This window comes from Pedobacter paludis, assembly GCF_003173575.1.
Classification (GTDB): domain Bacteria; phylum Bacteroidota; class Bacteroidia; order Sphingobacteriales; family Sphingobacteriaceae; genus Pedobacter; species Pedobacter paludis.
The window spans coordinates 53,351-73,138 of record NZ_QGNY01000010.1; the positions used below are offsets into that span (position 1 = coordinate 53,351).

Below are 19,788 nucleotides of genomic sequence, written 5' to 3' on the forward strand. Positions count from 1 at the left end.
TAACTTAGGAGGGGGAGCGGTTCTTTGCTTCGGCAAGTTTTCTTTTAGATTAGCTTTGGTACGCTAAACCCAAACAAATAAATATTACAGTAGAATTATAGCGCTATCTAACTCCCCTCCTTATTTTCAAGGGGGTTAGGGGTGGTTTTAATTTCAAATCATTTACCCCAATTTTCATTAAAGAAATGTGAATAACCTCTCTTCACACTGTGAGATCATTTTTATTATATTTACGGCTGCCAATTTTTGTAAATAGATGAGTGAAGAATCAGACCAAAACCTAAATCCAAACGAAGAACATAAGCATACCATAACACCAATTAACGGTTTGTACGAAAACTGGTTCCTCGATTACGCATCTTACGTAATTCTGGATCGGGCTGTTCCGCATATTCATGATGGATTAAAGCCTGTTCAGCGCCGTATTATGCATTCGTTAAAGGAAATGGATGATGGACGTTTCAATAAAGCGGCCAACGTTATCGGCAACACCATGAAGTACCACCCACATGGTGATGCATCTATTGGCGATGCTATGGTTCAGATTGGACAAAAAGACTTACTGATCGATATGCAGGGAAACTGGGGCGATCCAGTTACCGGCGATAGTGCTGCGGCACCTCGTTATATCGAGGCTCGTTTATCGAAATTTGCAAACGAGGTTGTTTTTAATGCCGATACCACAATCTGGCAATTAAGTTACGACGGTAGAAATAATGAACCGGTTACTTTACCCGTTAAATTTCCCTTGTTATTGGCACAAGGGGCGGAGGGGATTGCTGTAGGTTTGGCCACCAAAGTTATGCCCCATAATTTTATCGAACTTTTAGATGCTTCCATCGAGGCATTGAAAGGCGTTCGACCAAATATTCTGCCCGATTTTTTTACAGGTGGAATGGCTGATTTCACTAATTATAATGAAGGTCAGCGTGGGGGTAAAATCCGAGTACGGGCAAAAATCACCGAAAAGGATAAGAAGACTTTAGTAATTACCGAGGTTCCTTTTAGTACCACAACGGGATCTGTTATTGACAGTATTTTATCTGCCAATGATAAGGGTAAGATTAAGATCAAAAAAATTGAAGACAACACCGCTGCCAGCGTAGAAATTGTGGTGCACCTGGCACCAGGAATTTCTCCTAATGTAACCATTGATGCGCTCTACGCTTTCACGGCATGCGAGGTCTCTATATCTCCAAATACCTGTATCATTCAGGGTGATAAACCGCATTTTTTAAGTGTAAACGATATTCTGATCGAGAATACGAAACACACCAAAGAACTTTTAAAAAAGGAACTGGAAATTCGCTTGCATGAGTTGCAAGAGAAAATTTTCTTCAGTTCTTTGTTAAAGATATTTATTCAGGAAGGCATGTACAAAAATCCTGAATATGAAAACTCCAGTAATTTTGAAACCGTTGTAGAGGTATTACATTTACTTTTTGATCCCTTTAAACCTTCGCTTTATCGCGAGATTTTACCGGAGGATTTCAAAAAGCTGATCGATAAGCCCATGAGCAGCATCACGCGTTTTGATGTGAAAAAAGCCGACGAGCAGATGAAAAATCTGGAAGATGAAATTAAAGTGGTAAAAAATCACTTAAGGCATCTAACCGATTATGCAATTGCCTGGTTTCAACGGTTGAAAGATAAGTATAGTAAAGGTAGAGAGCGTAAAACCGAGATTCGTTTGTTCGACCGTGTAGAAGCATCGAAAGTAGCCTTGGCAAATGTTAAACTATACATGAACCGTGAAGATGGTTTTATTGGATCTGGCCTGCGTAAAGATGAATTTGTAGCCGATTGTTCTGATATCGATGAAATTATTGTTTTCCGCGAAGATGGAAAATGTATTATAACCAAGGTTGCAGATAAAACTTTTGTTGGCAAGGGCATTATTCATGCGCAGGTTTTCAAGAAAAACGATGAACGTACAATTTATAACCTGATTTATAAAGATGGTTCTAGCGGTACGTCATACATCAAACGTTTTGCGGTTGTTGGCGTAACCCGCGATAAGGAATACGACTTAACCAAGGGATCAAAAGGATCGAAGATTTTATATTTTACGGCTAATCCTAACGGTGAGGCCGAAATTGTAAATGTTGCCCTAAAACCGCATTCCAAATTGCGCAAGTTACAGTTTGATCAAGATTTTGCTGAAGTTGCAATCAAAGGGCGTGGATCTCAGGGGAACATTATATCAAAATATCCGGTTAAGAAAATTATACTTAAAAGCAAAGGTGTTTCTACATTATCAGGATTAAAGATTTGGTACGATGATTTACTAAAACGCCTCAATGTTGATGGCAGAGGGAAGTATTTGGGCGAATTTGATGGAGATGACCGTATTTTGCAAGTTCATAAAGATGGCTATTACGAGTTAAGCTCTTTCGAATTGAGCAACCATTTTGATGATGGCTTGATTTTAATCCAAAAGTTCAATCCTGAAAAGATTTTTGCTGCCGTTCATTTTGATGGCAAGGCACAGAATTACTTCATCAAGCGTTTTGTATTTGAATTGCAATCGATCGGGAAAAAGGTTGTCTTCATTAGCGAGGAGCCTAAATCTCGATTATTATATTTAACAGCAAACCCAGATGCAAAAGTTGTTGTAGATGTTTTAAAAGGAAAAACACAAATTCCCGAAACGTTAGACCTGATTTTATCTGAACTGATTGATGTAAAAGGTTTAAAGGCCAATGGTAACCGTTTGTCTCCTCACGATGTTCAAAAAGTTGTTTTGGAAGAACCTGAAGAGGAGACCCAGAGTACTGAACCGATAGAAGAACCTGATCCAGCAGAAGAGACTGCCGAAGATAATAACAACACACCTGATTCGATTGCTAAAGAAGAATCAATAGAGATTTCAAGTCCTCAAGAGGTTGAAAAAGAACCAGCTGTTAAAAAATCAGAGACAAAAGTTGAAAAGCTTGTAGAACCAGTTGCTGAATCTGAAAAACCTGTTGAATATCCTTTTGAAAAAACTGTTGAAGAAGAACCAGTTTCTGAACCAATTAAAAAGGAAGAACCTAAGCCCGAGAAAGAGAAGAAAACAGAACAACCCAAGGCTGAAGAGAAACCAACAAAAAAGGTAGATTTTGAAATTACCAATCCAGATGATATTGATATCGACGATAAAGGTCAGTTGGGATTGTTTTAAAACAAGAAAGGCGCTTAAATTATTTAAGCGCCTTTCTTGTTTATACTGATATTACTATTTTACACTAACCAATACATTTATTTTTGCAACAGTAGGCTGATTAAAATCTTGTAAAGCTTTTCCTAAAACCTGGCCAACTTTAACCTTATTCAAATCTGCTTTCATAGCTACCCCATTTTGCGAAGAAGTTACCAGCATATCGCCTCTTTTTATCGCTCCACCTTCTATGCAAACTTTAGTAGGGATTACCCCGATTACACCCATTGGCACTTTGCCTAATAATTCAGAATCTATGTTTTCTTCTGTCAATAGAAGACCAGGTTTGGTTGCATAAACACCTGCCACTAAGTTTGAATAGGCACCTGTTGATTTTTCTACTGTTCTATCTTTTTCCGTAGAGATTACCAAGATATCTCCGGGCTCAAAATCTTTAACTTCTCCATGTACATCAAATGCTTCTGCAACATCGGCACCACTTGCTTGTGTACCTCCATTAAAAAATCCTTTTCCTGCAAGGTTAACACGAGCAACATTAGTACCATTATCCTGTCCAACAAATATATTGCCCGATGCTCCAGAATGATTAATCAGTAGAGCATTACCAGTACCAGCGTTAGTTACATGAACTGTAGGATTTCCGTTGGCTGTATTAAAATTGGCAAAACGTGCGGCTTTACCACCACCAAAATTAGGAATCCATCCATAAATTGCATTTCCCGTTCCATCACAATTGGCTTCAACGCCATTTCCGTTTTTGCCGGCATTAGCGGTCACACCATTTCCGTTACCTTCTGTTAAAGCAATTAATGCAGGTCCATTACCAGCAGCATTCGATGAGTAGAATAACCCACCATAACCTCCAGTTCCAGATGATAAACCATAAACCCCAGCCGTTCCAAAATTTGCGAAAATTGAATTTACTTCACCTTTTACGGCAGGAGCTGTTCCGTTATTATTATCAACTTTAAAGCTACCAGCAGCACCATTACCTATAGTAGATGCTTCTACAACTATATTATCATTAGAAGAGTTGAAATTTCTAAATGCAGCAGGCTGACCTGTTCCGAAACTTGGTACCCAACCATAAATGGCTTTTCCGGCTCCATCAATATTGGCTTCCACTGCATTGCCGTCTTTTCCTGCATTTGCAGTAATGGCATTTCCATTTCCATCTGTTAAAGCAACAAGTGCAGCACCATTTCCAGCTGGGTTTGAAGCGTAAAATAATCCTGCTCGGCCTCCTGTACCAGATGATACTCCGAAAATTCCTGCTGTCCCAAAATTCCCAAAAATCGAATTTACTTCGCCACGAACAGCTGAACCAACGCTATTGGTGTTATTTAAAGTAAATGAGGCCGCATTCCCGATGGTATTATCAGGAATATTCCCATTAGTATTCGAAGTTACTTCAAAGGTATTTACATCAGTATTATTTGCATTGGTATTTATAAAATTACCCGCTTTACCCTTGCTGCCATTACTGCCTATTTCACCTTGAACACCAACTCCAGTGCCTGTTGTGCTTGTGCTAATAAAGCCACGCACTCCATAACCTCCACCATTATTACGCCCAACTACAGCACCAGCAATATCACTTGTAGCAATACCCACAACTGATTCTCCATTGCCAGTATTGGTTCCAAAAATAGCTGCTGAGGTTTGAGCAGATACTGTAGCTCTTACGGCCATACCTGTTCCACTAGATGACGATATTCCATCTCCGTTACCTGATGTTGAAACATTAATTACAGTACCATTTCCTAATGTACTTGCAGATAATGCAATGTTTGAATTGGAATTATTGTTAATAGCTATATTTGCTGCTGGGCCATTTGTAGAAGTTGCATATAATCCCGTTCCGCTATTACTATTGGCATAAACGCCATAACCGCCAGCAGATGAATTTCCATAAACCCCTAAGCCATTTGGTGTAACGCCATACACACCCCAACCACTTCCAGCTTGGCTTCCCCAAACGCCAATACCTAAGCCGCCTGTACCATTATTTATACCTCTTACAGCTGATGAAAATCCACCTGGAGCGGTTGAAGATACAATTCCCCTCACGGGAGCAATACTTGAAGTCGTTGTATTATTAACACCTTCAATAGAGGTTCCATCGCCATTATTGGTAATAGAAAATAAAGTTGCTGCATTATTTTCCGTAGCTGCATATGGAAGTGTTAGAGAACCACCCGCATCTGTTCCTGGTGCCCAGCTCGTTCCATTGTATTTCAATACCTGACCATTTGTAGGAGCTGTTGCAGAAATTGCAACATTTTGAATTCCCTTTACATTTGGGTTAGGATAATTACCCGTTAAATCTCCGCCCGCAACACCAGTTAAGGCTCCAGCAGGGCCAACTGGTCCTATAGGTCCGGCTGGGCCGGTAGCTCCAACCGGGCCTTGTGTTCCTTGTACACCTGCTGGTCCAACAGGACCAATAGGGCCAGCAGCTCCGGTTGTGCCTACTGGACCAGCTGGGCCTACGGGTCCAACTGCTCCTGTAGCACCGGTGGGTCCTGCCGGACCAGTTGCGCCTATGGGTCCTTGGATTCCTGCAGGTCCCGTTGCTCCTGCAGGTCCTTGAATTCCCGTTGGGCCAACTGGTCCGATAGGTCCTGCCGGGCCAATAGGGCCAGGGTTACCATTGGCTGCGTAAAGTGCAAAAGGAACGCTCATCAGTTGTGTAGTGCCCAAGTCTGCGAAGCTTCCGCCACCAATAGCCAATTCAACTTTTAAAAATTGATTGGCATTTTGCCACGGAACACCCGCAAGCGTACCTGTAGATGGACTCCCTTTACCAATTTGTAAAGTAAAAAGACCTAAATTATTTGTGCTTAAGTCATGTGTTTCTGAATATTGAACTGGACCATTGGCTGTATTTCCCAAAATCGAAATTCTAACTTTTATGTTTTGTTTCGCCAAAACCGTCCCATCATTATTACGGGCAACTGCTTGGTAATTTATTCCTGTTAGTCCACTTTGTGCATAAGCATTGCCAAAAAACAATGCAAGTGCGAGCGTAAGTATGTAAGTAAACTTTTTCATGTTAAATTATTTTAATTGTAGAGATAGTTGAAATTATTTATTGCTTGTTGCCAGTTTCCTGCTGCATTGGTGGCATTTTTACTTCAGATTTAGCCTCTTTTTTCTCCTCTTTTTTTTCAGTATCTGAAGCCATTTTTTCATTTGCCTGCGCACCTTTTTGAGTAGCATTAATACGAGTTTTTTGAACTGCTGGCGTATAGTTTTGAAATAACCTCTGTTTTGTTGGTGTACTTACATCCTTGGAAACAGCTTGTACCTTGGGTTTTTGCAACTTAAGTTCTTCTGTTGTTTTATTTGGGAATAAAGTGCCAATGGTCGATTTTTGAGCCTTTGCATTTGCGATGCCAACTACGGCCAACATCAGCAAGAAAAATAATTTTTTCATTTTTTTAGATGGTTTATTGGTTGTTTAATATTTTAATCAATTGAATAACTTAAGGTGAACTTGATCCCGTTTCTTAGTACGTATCTTTTAGAAACTGGGGCGATGTAGCTCATATCAAATTGAAACGGTTTTAATTTTAAGCCTATCCCTGCGGCAAAATGCTGTCTGTTTCCTTTCTCTGGATCCTCATAAAAATATCCCGAGCGGATAAAAAATTGATTCTGATAAGAAAATTCCACTCCTCCAGCGATTGTAAATTCTGATATTTCTTCTCTAAAGCCACCTGGCGCATCAAAAAGAGAAGAAAACAAAGCATTGGGAACACTTCTGTTTGGATCTTTACCTTTCTCGATTTCTGATGTAGCAATTCCATTTGCATCCAACTTATATCTTGGAGGAGTTGGCACCATCAGTTTATTTACATCAAGCAAAAAGGTTAAGCTGTTAGATTTATTTTTTAAGAGGGTATAACCACCGCCAATTCTAAGATTCATGGGTAAAAAAGATTCTCCACCCGGGGTTGATGAGTATTTTAATTTTGTTCCAATATTGGTTAAACTTACGCCCCATGCATATCTCGAATTGGTTAAGGTTTTTTCAGAGTATACACTAACATCGGCAGAATATCCATTTACTGCACTCACTTCCATGCCATTAAAAGTGCCCATTCCGAGGTCGCTTCTAATGTACCTGCCCGTTAATGCGATGGCAAGTGCATCTCCAAATTTTCTAGAGTAAGTTCCATCTATAGAGAATTCGCTTGCTTGATATTGTTGTAATAGGCCTCCGCTTTCATCTCTAAAATTGATGCTTCCCAAGTCTAAATATTTTAAGGAAAGTCCTATCGCTTCCCGATCTCCAAATTGATGATAGGCACTTAGATTCCCTAAATGTAAATTCTTATCGATTTCCCTTAACCACGGAACATAAGAAACACTGAGACCGGTTTTATCAGCAAAAGAAAGCTTGGCGCCATTCATAAAGCCAGAGTTTGCATCACTCATTAATCCGGTTCCTGCCTCTGCAACACCAGTACTTCGGGCATCGGGGCTAATGAGTAGAAATGAAGCACCTGTGGTTACAGTATTATATTGATTTTGAACTTGAGCGTGGCTGTAAAATGCAATGCAAAGCAATGCAAATACACCATATGCGATTTTGATAAGCGTTTTCATGAAAATATTTTAAGTAGGTAAAAATTAACTTTATTGAATAACGAGCTTTTCAGAAAATGTTCGGAAATTAACGTAAAGCACAACGTGATACATGCCAGAGGCGAGACCATTTAACGGAATAACATATTCTATTTTGCCCGCAAGGCTCGTAACCGTGCTAGAATGAACAATTTGGCCAGCGTTATTTACTAAATTGATCAGCACTTTGGCATCCGTTAATAAATCAAAATCGACTTTGGTTTTTCCAACTGCTGGATTTGGATATACTCTCATATTTCCAACTGCTGGCGCAGCTAAAGAGGAGATGGTGAATTCTGGCTGTTGAAAACCTTGAGTAAGTAAAACAGCAGAACTTTGTTGCGTAAGAACGGCAACTTCGCCAACAGTGAATTGAATAAGTGTATTGCCAGCCTGTGCGCTTCCGCCAGTACTTGCAACAACACTTCTTGTTAACGTGGTTTGAGCGTTAATATTTGTTGAAAGGAGCCAACAAAATAATGAGAGTACAATTACCTTTTTCATAGAGCGTCGAAATTGATTAGTTAATAAGAATTATGATGACATAACTCTTGTGATCAAATTTCCCATCGCTATTTTTAAAAAAATAATGATGTTGGGCTGTTGTTTGATCTACACAAATTGACATAAAGCAATTTGTTATTTCAATACGCTTTTTACGGTATTTTTACAGGTTTGTAGCCTTAAATAGATTGGTATCTGTATATAGAATACGTTGTGTTTTAATCAAGCCCCAAGAAAATTTTATTTTCCAAGGCATATTTAACCAATGATGCGGTATTATTTAAGTTTAGCTTATGAAAGATGTTTTTTCTGTGCGTATCTACCGTTCTAATGCTTAAATAAAGCATATCGGCTATTTGGGCATTTGTATTGCCATCAATAATTAACCGAACAATTTCAAGCTCTCTAGAAGATAGTAGCTGTGGCTTATTGCCCTTGTCGGGGTTTTTATTGTTTAGTAGAAACTCTTCAAGAATAGATTCAAGATCCTCGGTAACGTAAAACCTTCCATTGCTCACTTCATCAATGGCTTTGAAGAGATTTTTATCGTCTGTATTTTTGAAAAGATAGCCTTTTGCACCAGCTTCTAACATATTCCAAACGCTTCTTTTATCATTAAGCATTGATAAAACAATTACATTTATATCTGGAAAATCTGCTTTTATCAATTGGATTGTTTGATAACCATTTAGCATTGGCATATTAATATCCAGAAGAATTAAATCTGGTTTCTCTTTTTTAACCAACTCGATAACTTCAATCCCATTATTTGCCGATGCGATGACTTTAAAATCCTTTCTTACGGCTAAAATTAGTTTTAAGCCGTTGATCAGCATATTATGATCGTCTGCAATAAGTATTTTAATCATCTATCTTAAATTTTATATTCTGCCGTAAATTTATAATAATGGTTACGGCAACGCCTTTTCCAATCTCAGTGTCTAATTCAATATCAGCTTTTATGGCTTTTACATGGGCTTCTATATTCGATAATCCATAACCTCTCTTTACCGATTCATAGTCAAAGCCTTTTCCATCATCTTCATAAAGCAATATTAACTTTTCATCGCGGTTTATTATCGAAATATAAATATTTTTTGCTTGGGCGTGCTTTATTGTATTGTTAATTAACTCTTGGCAAATTCTATATAGTGCATATTGTTGGGCGCTTTTTAACACTGTGGTAAAGCCAGAATAATCGAAATGGATTTTAACAATTCCCAACTTTCCAATACTTTCTGTTAAGTCTTGCAGGGCAATAATTAATCCGCTTTCATCGAGCGTTTTCGGACTTAAATTAATCAAGGTTGTTCGCAGAACATTAACGGCTTCATCTATATATTCTGATGATAGGGTTCTAAGCTCTCCGCTATCAATCATTTTGTTAATATCACCAGCTAATAAATAGTGTTTCAGTGATGAAAGCTTTAGGCCAAGATCATCGTGCAGATCATCTGCAATTCTTTTCCTGTCTGCCTTTTGGAAATTAATCATTTGCCTCAATTGTAGAAGTTGCTGGTGTTTGATCCACCTTAAATATAAATACAGAACTAGCGCAGATAATAAAATTAAACTGATGGACATGGAAGAGATAAACCACCACTTTTGCCAGAAAGGTGCACCTATTGTTATGGACAATGTTGTTTTTAAATTACTCTGTGCATCCAATAATTCCAGTTTAAAACTTCCCGATGGCATATTTGGAAATCGAATTCGATTACTCCCTAAAACAGTTACTTCCTTATTATCATAGCCAACCATTCTATAAACTATTTTACGTTGCTTGGGGTTAATGTAATCCATTGAACTAAAAGCAAAAGTTAGCGTATTTTGATTGTGCTTTAGGTTTAAATTGTTTGTTGTAATGGGATTTCCAGACTCAGTGTATGGTTGATCATTTATTAAAATCTCGGTAATTTTTGGCTGAGAAACGCTTTTATAAATATTTGTTTTATTCGGATTGAAAAGATTTATGCCATTAATCCCGCCGATTGCAATTTGATTTTCGTCGATCAACGAAATGCTGTTGGAATTAAAAACCATGCTCTGCAAACCATCAGATATGGTGTAACGGGTTTTGCTCTGCTTTTGGTTGTCATAAAAATAAAGCCCATTATTGCTTCCAATCCAAAGGTTTTGATTTTTATCGGCCAAAATACTTGTACAGTTTGCGTCGAAAATACTTAGGTTATCTAAAATACTGGTTGTCGTATTGTATTTTATTAATCCCGATGTTGTAGCCAGGAAAATTTTATCTCCAATGGTTACATTCCCATTAATGGCATACGGTGATCTGCCAATTTCTTTTTCGTATTTAAATTGCCCATTATTAAAACTGTACAGATAAGTGCTGGTGTAAAATGTCTGAACTAAAAGTTTATTCTTCGAAATGGGAATAAGTCTTTGAATATTTGGCCAGTTGAGCGAGCGATTGATATCATCAACCATATTCAAAAACAAAGATTCATTATTTCTGATATTTGCCTTTGCAACCCCATACTCTGTTGCTGTATATAAGTCATCACCAAATTTCATAATCTGGTTTATTTGAACCTTTCCGTTGTAGGTTTTCGAAAAACTGGTTTTTAAAGGCAGGAATTTATCGAGTGTACGAACATAAATATAAAATGAACCGGTAGAAAGTTCGATTAAAAGATTGCCATTATCAAGCTCCACCAGCTTGCTAATTCCCATTTTTAAAAACTCATGTCTGGCTGATTTATCCAGGCCCTGATTATAAATAAGTAAGCCAGAGTTTTTGGTTCCACACCAGATTTTTCCATATTTATCTTTTAAGATATAGCTGATGTCGTTGTCGAAATTTGCATTATTCGATTCTTTTTTATCTAAATATCTAGGAAAAATAACCTTGTTTAAATTTGTATAATCCAGACCATAACCATCTACTGAAATAAATAGATTTTGTTTTTTATCAATATAAATCCGTCTGATATAATTGGCCGAGAGACTAAATAAATTACTGGATTGATGTACATATTGATCAATGAATTTTTCTGTTGTTAAATCAAAAATCAATAAACCGTTGTTCCGGGTTCCTACAAAAAGCCAGGGTTTTCCAGGATATTTAGCTATAGCTGTGCAAGCAATATTTTTTTCTTTTAGGTAGCTATTAAAGGTTTGATATTTTTTTGATGCGGGATTTAATTTTATCAAACCCTTATCGCCGGCCATCCAAAATAATGTATCAGAAGCAAAGTACACATCTTCAATATGGCTTACTAAAGTTTGGCTACCCATAAAAAATTCTTTAACATGCTTTTCTTTTACATCATTTGCCTCATTTAAATAAATTCCCTTTACACCTCTACTTACAAACCAATTTAGCTTTTTGTAACAAGGAATGGGGGTAAAGGCATACCCGTTTGAATATGTAGTTACATAACTTAATTTTTTCTGCTTCTCTGCATATTTATATACATTGCCTGCCAGATAAACCCATAAATTTTCCTCGGCATCAATGTAAAATGGAAATGAATAGTAATTTGATTTTAGGTTTGGATTGGAAAAACTATAAGCTTCAAAACTATCTTTTGCTTTATTGTATTTAACAAGATTACTTTGCGAACCAATAATTAAATTACCCCCCTTATCTTCAATAATTTTTGTGATGTAATTCCCGGGAAAGCTCGATCTATTTTTAGCTGATTCTTTGTAAGTGATACACGATGTCCCATCAAATCTATTTAAGCCATTCTCCGTACCGATCCACAGGAAATTATCCTTGTCGGTATGTAAGGCCTTAATTGTCGGATCACTCAATCCATCTTCTTGAGTTAAATGTTTAAATAGTAAGGTTTGCTTATTTTGAGCGATGACTTTTGTTGTAAAAACACAAGAAAATGCAATCAGCAGCTTTAAATAAACAATAAAGGTTGAGGTTGTTTTCTTTATCATATTGATAAAATTGAGCTGGACTTGCAATTTGTTCAAAATCAAATATAGAAAATTATAGCTACTAAAGATTTCTTGATGGCTCATTTTCAGGTTTTTGAATTCTGAGGAAATCCCAACATATTTTTTAAAAGATATTCCGGTGCAAATAGTATATATTTGTGCTACTCAAAGGGGTGCTTTTTAATGATGCAATTTCTGTTGCAATTAACTGGCTGAGATTATACCCATTACCTTGAGGAATGACCAGTACGAAATAATCAATATCAGATTTTTGAAATTGTTTATTTAGGGATTGTGAATTCCTTAAAGTATGCACCTGATTCGGATAATGCCGACGTAGGGAAGAGGTTGACTTTACAATACTGTTTCGCCCCGAAAACAGTACTTAGCGTATTTTTTTGGCTTTAAGCAAAATGTATTGTAAATGAATTTTCAAGATTGGTTCGGGCTTTTTATAGCGCAGATTTTAAACACCTCCATCATAGAATGGCTAGTTGTAGGCTTTGGTGTTTCAGAAGTATTATTAGCTAAAAAAAATAACATTTGGTTGTATCCAACAGGCATTGTCTCTATTTTATTAGGGATGTTTTTGCTTTTTAAAGCAAATCTGTATGCAGAAATTATCCTTAATTTTTACTACCTCATTATGAGTATATATGGTTGGATAATTTGGAAGAACAAAGAAAGCCATCATCATACAGAAGTGTATTGGTCTACAAAAAAAGAGCTTATTATTGCTGTATTAATCTCCATTATTGGTTTTGGAGTCTTCTACTTTTTATTGCTCAATCTGCCCGAGCATTTCATAATTAATGGAGCCAATATTTATTTTACAAAATCGGATGTTCCATTTGCCGATGCTTTTGTGTCTGCTTTTGCCTGGGCTGGAATGTGGTTGCTAGCCAAACGCAAAATCGAAAACTGGATTTTTCTAAACATTTCGAATATTGTAGCCATCCCGCTATTAATTCATAAGAAATATATAATGATGAGTTGCTTAACCACCTTTTTATTTGTGGTTGCCATTTTTGGGTATCTCGATTGGAAAAAAATTGTGAATAAGAAAAAATTGGCGCTGAATTAAAAATTAGGCACAGATATAAAATCATTGCTTACTCAATCATCCCCTAAAGGAAAAACATGCAAGATACATTAGTACAAACCTGGCAAGAAAAAGTCAATGCTTTGGCCGGTTATTCAGAAGAAATGGGGCAACTTCACCCAGAAATTTTAGAACTCGCTTATCAAGAGCAATGGTTTAAATTGTTTGTGCCGAAAATTTATGGTGGTCCCGGTAAAAAGTTGCCGGAAATTTTAAGGCTTGAAGAATCTTTAGCAGAAGCAGATGGAAGTTTGGGCTGGACCATTACGCTTTGTGCTGGAGCTGGTTGGTTTGCCGGGTTTTTAGATCCGGAATTGGCCAAAGAAATTTTTGCAGATCGAACGGTTTGCTTTGCAGGCAGTGGTGCGGTTGGTGGAACAGCAATAAAAACTTCAAACGGTTATTTAATTAATGGCCATTGGAAATATGCAAGTGGCGCCTTACACGCTACAATTTTTACAGCCAATTGTGTTTTAAAAAATATAAATGGATCTGACATTTTGGATGAGGCCGGAAATCCAGAGATCAAATCGTTTATCCTAAAAAAAGATGAAGTCAATATTTTACCGGGTTGGTCTTATTTTGGTCTTATTGCAACAGGTAGCCATGCGTTCGATGTTATAGATATTGAGGTTCCAGCCAATAGAACCTTTAAAATAAATAATACCATCGAGATTGAGGAAGAAGGTTTTGACTATCCGTTTTTACAATTGGCAGAAACAACACTTGCCGTGAACAATCTGGGCATGGCAAATCATTTTGTTGAATTAGTTAAACAATCCTTTTACTCAAGATCTGGATTAAAACGGTATACCGAAGATCAAATCGCATTTTTTGAGATGGAGCTGAATTCAGGAAGAAATACTTTAGCAAATATTAAGTCAGCGTTTTATAAGGCTTTTGATGAATCCTGGGATGAATTGGTTAACAATAAAATCATTACAGCTGAAAAGCTGAAAAGCGTTAGTGCATTGAGCAGAAAGCTTGCGCATGCCTCACGAAAAGTAGCCGATTCTTTGTTTATTTATTGTGGATTAGAGGCGGCAAGAAAAGACACAGAGCTGAATAGAGTTTGGAGAGATTTACACACGGCAAGTCAGCATGCCCTGCTTACATTCGAATCTTAATCTATTTTGCTTCTTGAGGTATAATTTTATCCTTAAAATCTGATGCAAATTTGTTGAGTTTAGGCTGTATTACAAAAGCACAATAAGGTTTACCCTGATTTTGATTGAAGTAATTCTGATGGTAATCTTCAGCCTCGTAAAAATCAGATATTGGGCAAATTTCAGTAACGATTGGACTATCGTAAACCAATTCCTTTGTCAGTTTGTCAATCATTTTTACCGCCTGTTCTTTTTGATCTTGATTGGCATAAAAAATAACGGAGCGATATTGAGTGCCCGTATCATTACCCTGCCTATTTAATGTTGTAGGATTATGAGTTTTAAAGAAAATTAATAAAAGTTCGCTAAAGCTGGTTACTTTTTCATCAAACTCAATCTGAATTACTTCTGCATGACCGGTATCTCCGTTACAAATTTCCATATATGTAGGGTGTTTTAATTCTCCACCCATATAACCCGAAACGACTTGACTTACACCTTTTACTGATTGAAAAACGGCTTCGGTGCACCAAAAGCACCCACCTCCAAAAATTGCTGTTTGCATATACTAAGTTAACGAAAACCATGCCATTTCGGATTTTTTAACAGGCATAAAAAAACCTCGTAAAAATTAATTTACGAGGTTATGATAAATTGATATTAATTATTGATACTGAATATAGATCGGTTTCGGCGTAAGTTTTAATAATTCCTCTGGAGTCATTAAACGCTTAGGCTCTTTTTTCAGATCATTTTTATAAAACAATTTAAATCCTGTAAACTGAACAGGTTCACCATAAATAAAATGGCGGTATGTTCCTTTTTTCAGTTCTGGTTCACCCCATCCATCCATATGCATAATAACCTGAACTTCAGGACGTAATTTAATGTTTTGATAATTGGTTACCATTTTCTTGGTAAAACGGTGCAGTGTGAAAACCTTTGGAGGCAAGTTGTGTTTTTTAACAATATCTGCTAAATAACCCGTTACATAGTTAATATCCGCCGCATCGTAAGTTCCAATTTTTTTGCCTGGCAATGTACCATCTTTCATAGAAAACTCAGGGTCGATTCCCAAATGTACGTAAGGCAACTCCAAATATTTTTCGATGTGAGGCAATTCTGCTTTTATAGTACTTAAAGCAACCTGCAAATCTAAAAATACAATTGTTCCCGGTTGCATTTTAGCAATGGTTAAAACCGAATCAATTTGTTTGTTGCCCATTCTGTTGATGTACTTGCCATCTTTTCCTGGTGTTCCGCTGGCTACCGCTGCAATGTAGTGTAAGCCTGGTTGTACCGGGGTAGAAGGATCTGCTTTTTCCCAATGTTTAACCTCTGCATTTAAGCGTTGCCACATTTCTTTCGGAGCATATTCTCCCAAAGCACCCATTTTTTTTGAGTGGAGATTACCATAATAAACCACAATGCGTTTAAAAGGCAATATTGCACCTGCTAGTGGATAAGGCTGTTTTTTTACAGGCCATTTTCCGGTTGTATCTCCGTTAGCCAATTTGCGCACTAAAGAATCATAAAGTTTCGGATCAACAGGCTTCATTACATTTGCTGTAGAATCTGTTTTCTTTTTTGTTGTATCCGAAGAGAAGATTTTGCTTACGCCACCCTTGCCATCCGAATTGCAGTTGGCAAATAAGCTGATCGCGGCAAAACCAAGCATTAGTGTGCCCGCTAATTGAGGTAATTTCATAGATTTATATATAGATTTTAATGTTTAATCAGTTTTTCCGAATCTGTATTGTATGAAAGTAGGATGGAAAACCGGTAGTGCAAAATAAAGTATTCAACATTTACACATTGCAGAATTTGCCAAAAACGCCCAATGGAAGTTTAATGCCTGCTGTGGCTTGTAAATACAATTCACCGGTTTCTAAATTTGTAACGCTAGGGAAGGATGTGCGAATTAAATTTTCTACAATAACGGAAGAAAATCCCAAAGAATAAGTATTAAGAATTAAAAAATGTTCCTTTTCATCCAAAAGCTGTACAACATCCTGCATCATTTCCTGAATGTGGTCTTCCAGCTTCCACTTTTCGCCATTTGGACCATGACCATATGCGGGTGGATCTAAAATAATTCCATTATATTTTTTACCTCTCTTTAATTCTTTCTTAACAAATTTCAGGGCATCTTCAACCATCCAACGGGTATTTTTTAAACCAGATAGTTCTTGGTTTTCATTTGCCCAGGTAACCACTTGCTTAATAGAATCTACATGGGTAGTTTCTGCGCCTGCTGCATTTGCAATTAAGGAAGCAGCTCCTGTATAAGCGAAAAGATTTAAAACTTTTGGGTTTGGCGTAGTAAATTTTTTGATTGATGAAGATATAAAATCCCAGTTCACTGCCTGCTCAGGGAAAACCCCCACATGCTTAAATGAAGTTAAGCCTAATCGAAGTTTAATGGCAACTTCGTTGTTTTTATATTCTACATGCCAACGATCTGGCAATGCAGGATTTTTTTTAACCCATTCGCCAGATGTAGCCGAACGACCTCTAAAAGTTATATTGGCAGTTTTTTTCCATTCTTGTTCTGATAATGTTTTTTTCCAAACCGCCTGAGGTTCAGGTCTGATTAAGATAACATTGCCAAAGCGTTCTAATTTTTCAAAATCCCCGCAATCAATCAGTTCATAGTCTTTCCAATGGGTTGGGGCAAGTAATTGTATCATTTATTATAAAATATAACTCGTCATTGCGAGGTACGAAGCAATCTAATCGATATAATTAAAGAGATTGCTTCGTGCCTTGCAATGATGATCGTTAATTGAAATCTAATGGTTTATTGAAATCATCAGCAATATAAAGTATAGTGCCCTTAGCTGCTCTATATAAGCTTTTTGGCTCTTCAACAATATTGCCCTCTTCGCTAGTTGATTTAGAAAAACTTTTGTAATGCTTAGCTTTTAAAAAATCGATAAAATCTTCCACCTCATTTACCATATCATCAGGCAAGGTTTGCAATTTATGAATGATATTTTTTGTAGCCGTGGTCATAATCAAATATAATGATTTTCTTAAAACTTATCCTTTGCAGCTTTCATGAAACGGCTGGCAAATACAAAATCATTAAGTTCCTGAATATCGGTATGGGCAATTTCTTTATTGCTGCCTTCCCAGAATTTTTTTCCTTCATGCAAAAATAAGATATAATCACCAATTCCCATTACTGAGTTCATATCGTGGGTTACTACAATTGTAGTGGTTTTGTATTCTTCAGTAAGCTCCTTAATCAACTCATCAATAACGATGGATGTTTTGGGATCTAAACCTGAATTGGGTTCATCGCAAAACAAATATTTTGGATTCATTGCAATGGCACGAGCAATACCAACCCTCTTTTTCATCCCACCTGATAATTCGGATGGAAATAATTTATTTTTTCCCTCTAGGTTAACGCGTTCCAAACAGAAGTTTACTCGATCAAGTTTCTCGCTGCGGGTTTGGGTGGTAAACATATTTAAAGGAAACATAATATTCTCTTCAACGGTCATACTATCAAACAGCGCAGATCCCTGAAAAAGCATCCCAATTTCTTTACGAACATCAATTCTTTCCTCGTAACTCATCGGGGTAAAATCCCTTCCATCATAAAGTACAGAACCAGAATCTGGCTGGTGCAAACCAACCATACATTTCAAAAGCGTTGTTTTTCCCGATCCAGAACCTCCAATAATTAAATTGGTTACGCCTTCTTGAAATACTCCTGAAATGCCTTTTAAAACCTCATTTCCGGAAAATGATTTATAAATATCTTTTATTTCAATCATTACAATAATAGTTGAGTAACCAAATAATCGCAAACAAGAATAGAGATACAGCTAATTACAACTGCTCTGGTACTTGCTAATGAAACTTCTAATGCACCGCCTTTAACGTAGAAACCTTCATAGGCGGGTACCGATGTAATAATAAACCCGAAAACAAAAGCCTTAACCAAGGCAACTGTTATGGTGTAAGGGTTAAAATCTGTTGTAATCCCTTGAATATATTCTGCAGGAGTAACTGCACCTGATATAGAACCGCCAATGTAACCACCTGTAATACTCAAGAACATAGAAATGATTACCAACATGGGTACCATGGTTATGCCCGAAATAATTTTAGGTAGAATTAGATATCCTGGAGCGTTTATGCCCATAATTTCCAAAGCATCAATTTGTTCGGTAACACGCATAGAGCCAATTTCCGAAGAAATTGCCGAACCGATCTTTCCGGCCAGTACAATTGCGCTAATGGTTGGGCTAAGTTCCAAGATGCTCGAATCACGATTTACCGATCCGATAATTGTTTTTGGGATAAAATCGCTCACCAACTGGAAAGCAATTTGTAGTGTCATTACCGCACCAATAAAAGTAGAGATAATTGCGATAAGTCCTAAAGAGCCAACACCCACATAATCCATCTGTTTGGCAATTTCCTTAAGATATATCTTCAGTTTTTCCGGCCTTCTAAATACAGATTTGAGTAGCAGGATGTATCTGCCGAAATTGGTAAAATTCATTCCGTATGTTTTTGCTTAATTTAAATGATCATTCTATAATACTACAAAGAAACAATAAAAAAGTTGTAGGCTTGGGTTAATTACAGAAATATTCGTGGTTTTAAATATAAATATGGTTTTTTGCTTACAAAAATTAAACCACAAAACATGAAAGCGGTAATAACAGGGGCAACAAAAGGAATTGGAAAAGCCATAGCAATTAAACTTTGGAAAGAGGGTTATCATCTGGCACTTGTGGCCAGAAGTTTAACTGAACTTGAAAAACTTCGTGATGAATTATTCATAACCGGACGAACTGTTTTAATTTACGCTGTTGATTGTTCCATTAAGGAAGAAGTGTATCAGTTTCTAAATCGTGCAGAAACCGAGTTCGGCCATATTGATGTATTGGTAAACAATGTTGGCGCTTTCTTGCCAGGATCTATGTTGGATGAGGACGACGAAACCTTTGAAAAACAGCAGAATATAAATGTTAATGCAGGATATTATATTAGTAAGTTTTATGGTAAAAAAATGCGGATGGAGAAGCGTGGGCACATATTCAACATATGTTCAGTGGCAAGTAAAGCGCCTGTGAAAAATGGTGGCAGTTATAGTGTAACAAAAGCAGCGATGCTAAGTCTTAATCATGTATTGCGGCAAGAGTTAGCACCACACAACGTTAAAGTAACTGCCTTTTTGCCGGGCTCAACCAAAACCTCATCATGGGAAGGAACTACCATTCCAGATGAAAAATTTGTACAGCCCGAAGATATTGCAGAAACTTTGTTCACCATTTTAAACTTAAGTAAAGGGGTTAATGTTGATGAGGTTTTAATTACTCCGCTCGATTTTTAAACACAAAATG

General features: G+C 37.0%; 16 protein-coding genes. 4 read left to right on the forward strand and 12 right to left on the reverse strand.

What is annotated here, in order from left to right; all coding sequences use genetic code 11:
* The first annotated feature begins 256 nt into the window (after positions 1 to 256).
* On the forward strand, positions 257 to 3,163 hold the full coding sequence (locus DF947_RS20970; RefSeq protein ID WP_109932695.1) for a DNA gyrase/topoisomerase IV subunit A: 2,907 nt from the start codon (positions 257 to 259) through the stop codon (positions 3,161 to 3,163).
* A 54-nt stretch (positions 3,164 to 3,217) separates the two neighbouring features.
* On the opposite strand, the gene DF947_RS22655 is transcribed toward DF947_RS20970, so the two are convergent.
* The 6 genes from DF947_RS22655 to DF947_RS21000 all read right to left on the reverse strand — a co-directional run bounded on the left by DF947_RS22655 (position 3,218) and on the right by DF947_RS21000 (position 12,211).
* Positions 3,218 to 6,214, reverse strand: a complete 2,997-nt coding sequence (locus tag DF947_RS22655; protein WP_240615435.1) for a collagen-like protein — start codon at positions 6,212 to 6,214, stop codon at positions 3,218 to 3,220.
* 37 nt (positions 6,215 to 6,251) lie between these two features.
* Positions 6,252 to 6,599: a hypothetical protein gene (locus DF947_RS20980; protein ID WP_109932697.1), complete on the reverse strand. Its 348-nt coding sequence runs from the start codon at positions 6,597 to 6,599 to the stop codon at positions 6,252 to 6,254.
* A 32-nt stretch (positions 6,600 to 6,631) separates the two neighbouring features.
* Positions 6,632 to 7,774: a type IX secretion system outer membrane channel protein PorV gene (gene porV / locus DF947_RS20985; protein WP_109932699.1), complete on the reverse strand. Its 1,143-nt coding sequence runs from the start codon at positions 7,772 to 7,774 to the stop codon at positions 6,632 to 6,634.
* A gap of 30 nt (positions 7,775 to 7,804) precedes the next feature.
* Positions 7,805 to 8,296 carry a T9SS type A sorting domain-containing protein gene (locus DF947_RS20990; protein ID WP_109932701.1) on the reverse strand — a complete coding sequence of 164 codons (492 nt, stop codon included), beginning with the start codon at positions 8,294 to 8,296 and terminating at the stop codon, positions 7,805 to 7,807.
* Between the two features lie 218 nt (positions 8,297 to 8,514).
* Positions 8,515 to 9,165 carry a response regulator gene (locus tag DF947_RS20995; RefSeq protein WP_109932703.1) on the reverse strand — a complete coding sequence of 217 codons (651 nt, stop codon included), beginning with the start codon at positions 9,163 to 9,165 and terminating at the stop codon, positions 8,515 to 8,517.
* Positions 9,158 to 12,211: a ligand-binding sensor domain-containing protein gene (locus DF947_RS21000; protein WP_158526307.1), complete on the reverse strand. Its 3,054-nt coding sequence runs from the start codon at positions 12,209 to 12,211 to the stop codon at positions 9,158 to 9,160. The genes DF947_RS20995 and DF947_RS21000 overlap by 8 nt, the downstream gene beginning before the upstream one ends.
* A 424-nt stretch (positions 12,212 to 12,635) precedes the next feature.
* Here DF947_RS21000 and pnuC point away from each other — a divergent pair, with 424 nt between their 5' ends.
* Positions 12,636 to 13,295: a nicotinamide riboside transporter PnuC gene (pnuC, locus tag DF947_RS21005; RefSeq protein ID WP_109932707.1), complete on the forward strand. Its 660-nt coding sequence runs from the start codon at positions 12,636 to 12,638 to the stop codon at positions 13,293 to 13,295.
* 56 nt (positions 13,296 to 13,351) lie between these two features.
* Positions 13,352 to 14,440: an acyl-CoA dehydrogenase family protein gene (locus tag DF947_RS21010; RefSeq protein WP_109932710.1), complete on the forward strand. Its 1,089-nt coding sequence runs from the start codon at positions 13,352 to 13,354 to the stop codon at positions 14,438 to 14,440.
* Position 14,441: 1 nt separating this feature from the next.
* Here DF947_RS21010 and msrA read toward each other — a convergent pair whose 3' ends face one another.
* From msrA to DF947_RS21040, 6 genes are all read right to left on the reverse strand, one after another.
* Positions 14,442 to 14,984 carry a peptide-methionine (S)-S-oxide reductase MsrA gene (msrA, locus tag DF947_RS21015; protein WP_109932712.1) on the reverse strand — a complete coding sequence of 181 codons (543 nt, stop codon included), beginning with the start codon at positions 14,982 to 14,984 and terminating at the stop codon, positions 14,442 to 14,444.
* A gap of 99 nt (positions 14,985 to 15,083) precedes the next feature.
* A complete protein-coding gene (locus DF947_RS21020) occupies positions 15,084 to 16,127 on the reverse strand; it encodes a hypothetical protein (protein ID WP_109932714.1) in 1,044 nt (347 codons plus the stop codon).
* 100 nt (positions 16,128 to 16,227) lie between these two features.
* The gene (locus DF947_RS21025; protein ID WP_109932716.1) at positions 16,228 to 17,109 is read right to left on the reverse strand and encodes a class I SAM-dependent methyltransferase; all 882 of its coding nucleotides are present in this window, start codon (positions 17,107 to 17,109) and stop codon (positions 16,228 to 16,230) included.
* Positions 17,110 to 17,200: 91 nt separating this feature from the next.
* Positions 17,201 to 17,434: a DUF2281 domain-containing protein gene (locus DF947_RS21030; protein WP_109932718.1), complete on the reverse strand. Its 234-nt coding sequence runs from the start codon at positions 17,432 to 17,434 to the stop codon at positions 17,201 to 17,203.
* 20 nt (positions 17,435 to 17,454) lie between these two features.
* Complete coding sequence (locus DF947_RS21035; RefSeq protein WP_109932720.1) at positions 17,455 to 18,207, reverse strand: ABC transporter ATP-binding protein; 753 nt, start codon at positions 18,205 to 18,207, stop codon at positions 17,455 to 17,457.
* Positions 18,207 to 18,941: an MlaE family ABC transporter permease gene (locus tag DF947_RS21040; protein ID WP_109926842.1), complete on the reverse strand. Its 735-nt coding sequence runs from the start codon at positions 18,939 to 18,941 to the stop codon at positions 18,207 to 18,209. Before DF947_RS21040 ends, DF947_RS21035 begins: the two co-directional genes overlap by 1 nt.
* 147 nt (positions 18,942 to 19,088) lie before the next feature.
* Between DF947_RS21040 and DF947_RS21045 the strand changes: the two genes are divergently transcribed.
* Positions 19,089 to 19,778 (forward strand): SDR family oxidoreductase, encoded by a 690-nt coding sequence (locus tag DF947_RS21045; RefSeq protein ID WP_109932723.1) that lies wholly within the window; start codon positions 19,089 to 19,091, stop codon positions 19,776 to 19,778.
* Positions 19,779 to 19,788 lie beyond the last annotated feature (10 nt).

Bases quoted from the DNA above. Each gene is read 5' to 3' on its own strand.
- DF947_RS21010 (WP_109932710.1), top strand. From the start codon at position 13,352: ATGCAAGATACATTAGTACAAACCTGGCAAGAAAAAGTCAATGCTTTG.
- DF947_RS20980 (WP_109932697.1), bottom strand. From the start codon at position 6,599: ATGAAAAAATTATTTTTCTTGCTGATGTTGGCCGTAGTTGGCATCGCA.
- DF947_RS21045 (WP_109932723.1), top strand. From the start codon at position 19,089: ATGAAAGCGGTAATAACAGGGGCAACAAAAGGAATTGGAAAAGCCATA.
- DF947_RS22655 (WP_240615435.1), bottom strand. From the start codon at position 6,214: ATGAAAAAGTTTACTTACATACTTACGCTCGCACTTGCATTGTTTTTT.
- msrA (WP_109932712.1), bottom strand. From the start codon at position 14,984: ATGCAAACAGCAATTTTTGGAGGTGGGTGCTTTTGGTGCACCGAAGCC.
- DF947_RS21025 (WP_109932716.1), bottom strand. From the start codon at position 17,109: ATGATACAATTACTTGCCCCAACCCATTGGAAAGACTATGAACTGATT.
- DF947_RS21035 (WP_109932720.1), bottom strand. From the start codon at position 18,207: ATGATTGAAATAAAAGATATTTATAAATCATTTTCCGGAAATGAGGTT.
- DF947_RS21040 (WP_109926842.1), bottom strand. From the start codon at position 18,941: ATGAATTTTACCAATTTCGGCAGATACATCCTGCTACTCAAATCTGTA.
- porV (WP_109932699.1), bottom strand. From the start codon at position 7,774: ATGAAAACGCTTATCAAAATCGCATATGGTGTATTTGCATTGCTTTGC.
- pnuC (WP_109932707.1), top strand. From the start codon at position 12,636: ATGAATTTTCAAGATTGGTTCGGGCTTTTTATAGCGCAGATTTTAAAC.
- DF947_RS21020 (WP_109932714.1), bottom strand. From the start codon at position 16,127: ATGAAATTACCTCAATTAGCGGGCACACTAATGCTTGGTTTTGCCGCG.
- DF947_RS20995 (WP_109932703.1), bottom strand. From the start codon at position 9,165: ATGATTAAAATACTTATTGCAGACGATCATAATATGCTGATCAACGGC.
- DF947_RS21030 (WP_109932718.1), bottom strand. From the start codon at position 17,434: ATGACCACGGCTACAAAAAATATCATTCATAAATTGCAAACCTTGCCT.
- DF947_RS21000 (WP_158526307.1), bottom strand. From the start codon at position 12,211: ATGATAAAGAAAACAACCTCAACCTTTATTGTTTATTTAAAGCTGCTG.
- DF947_RS20970 (WP_109932695.1), top strand. From the start codon at position 257: ATGAGTGAAGAATCAGACCAAAACCTAAATCCAAACGAAGAACATAAG.
- DF947_RS20990 (WP_109932701.1), bottom strand. From the start codon at position 8,296: ATGAAAAAGGTAATTGTACTCTCATTATTTTGTTGGCTCCTTTCAACA.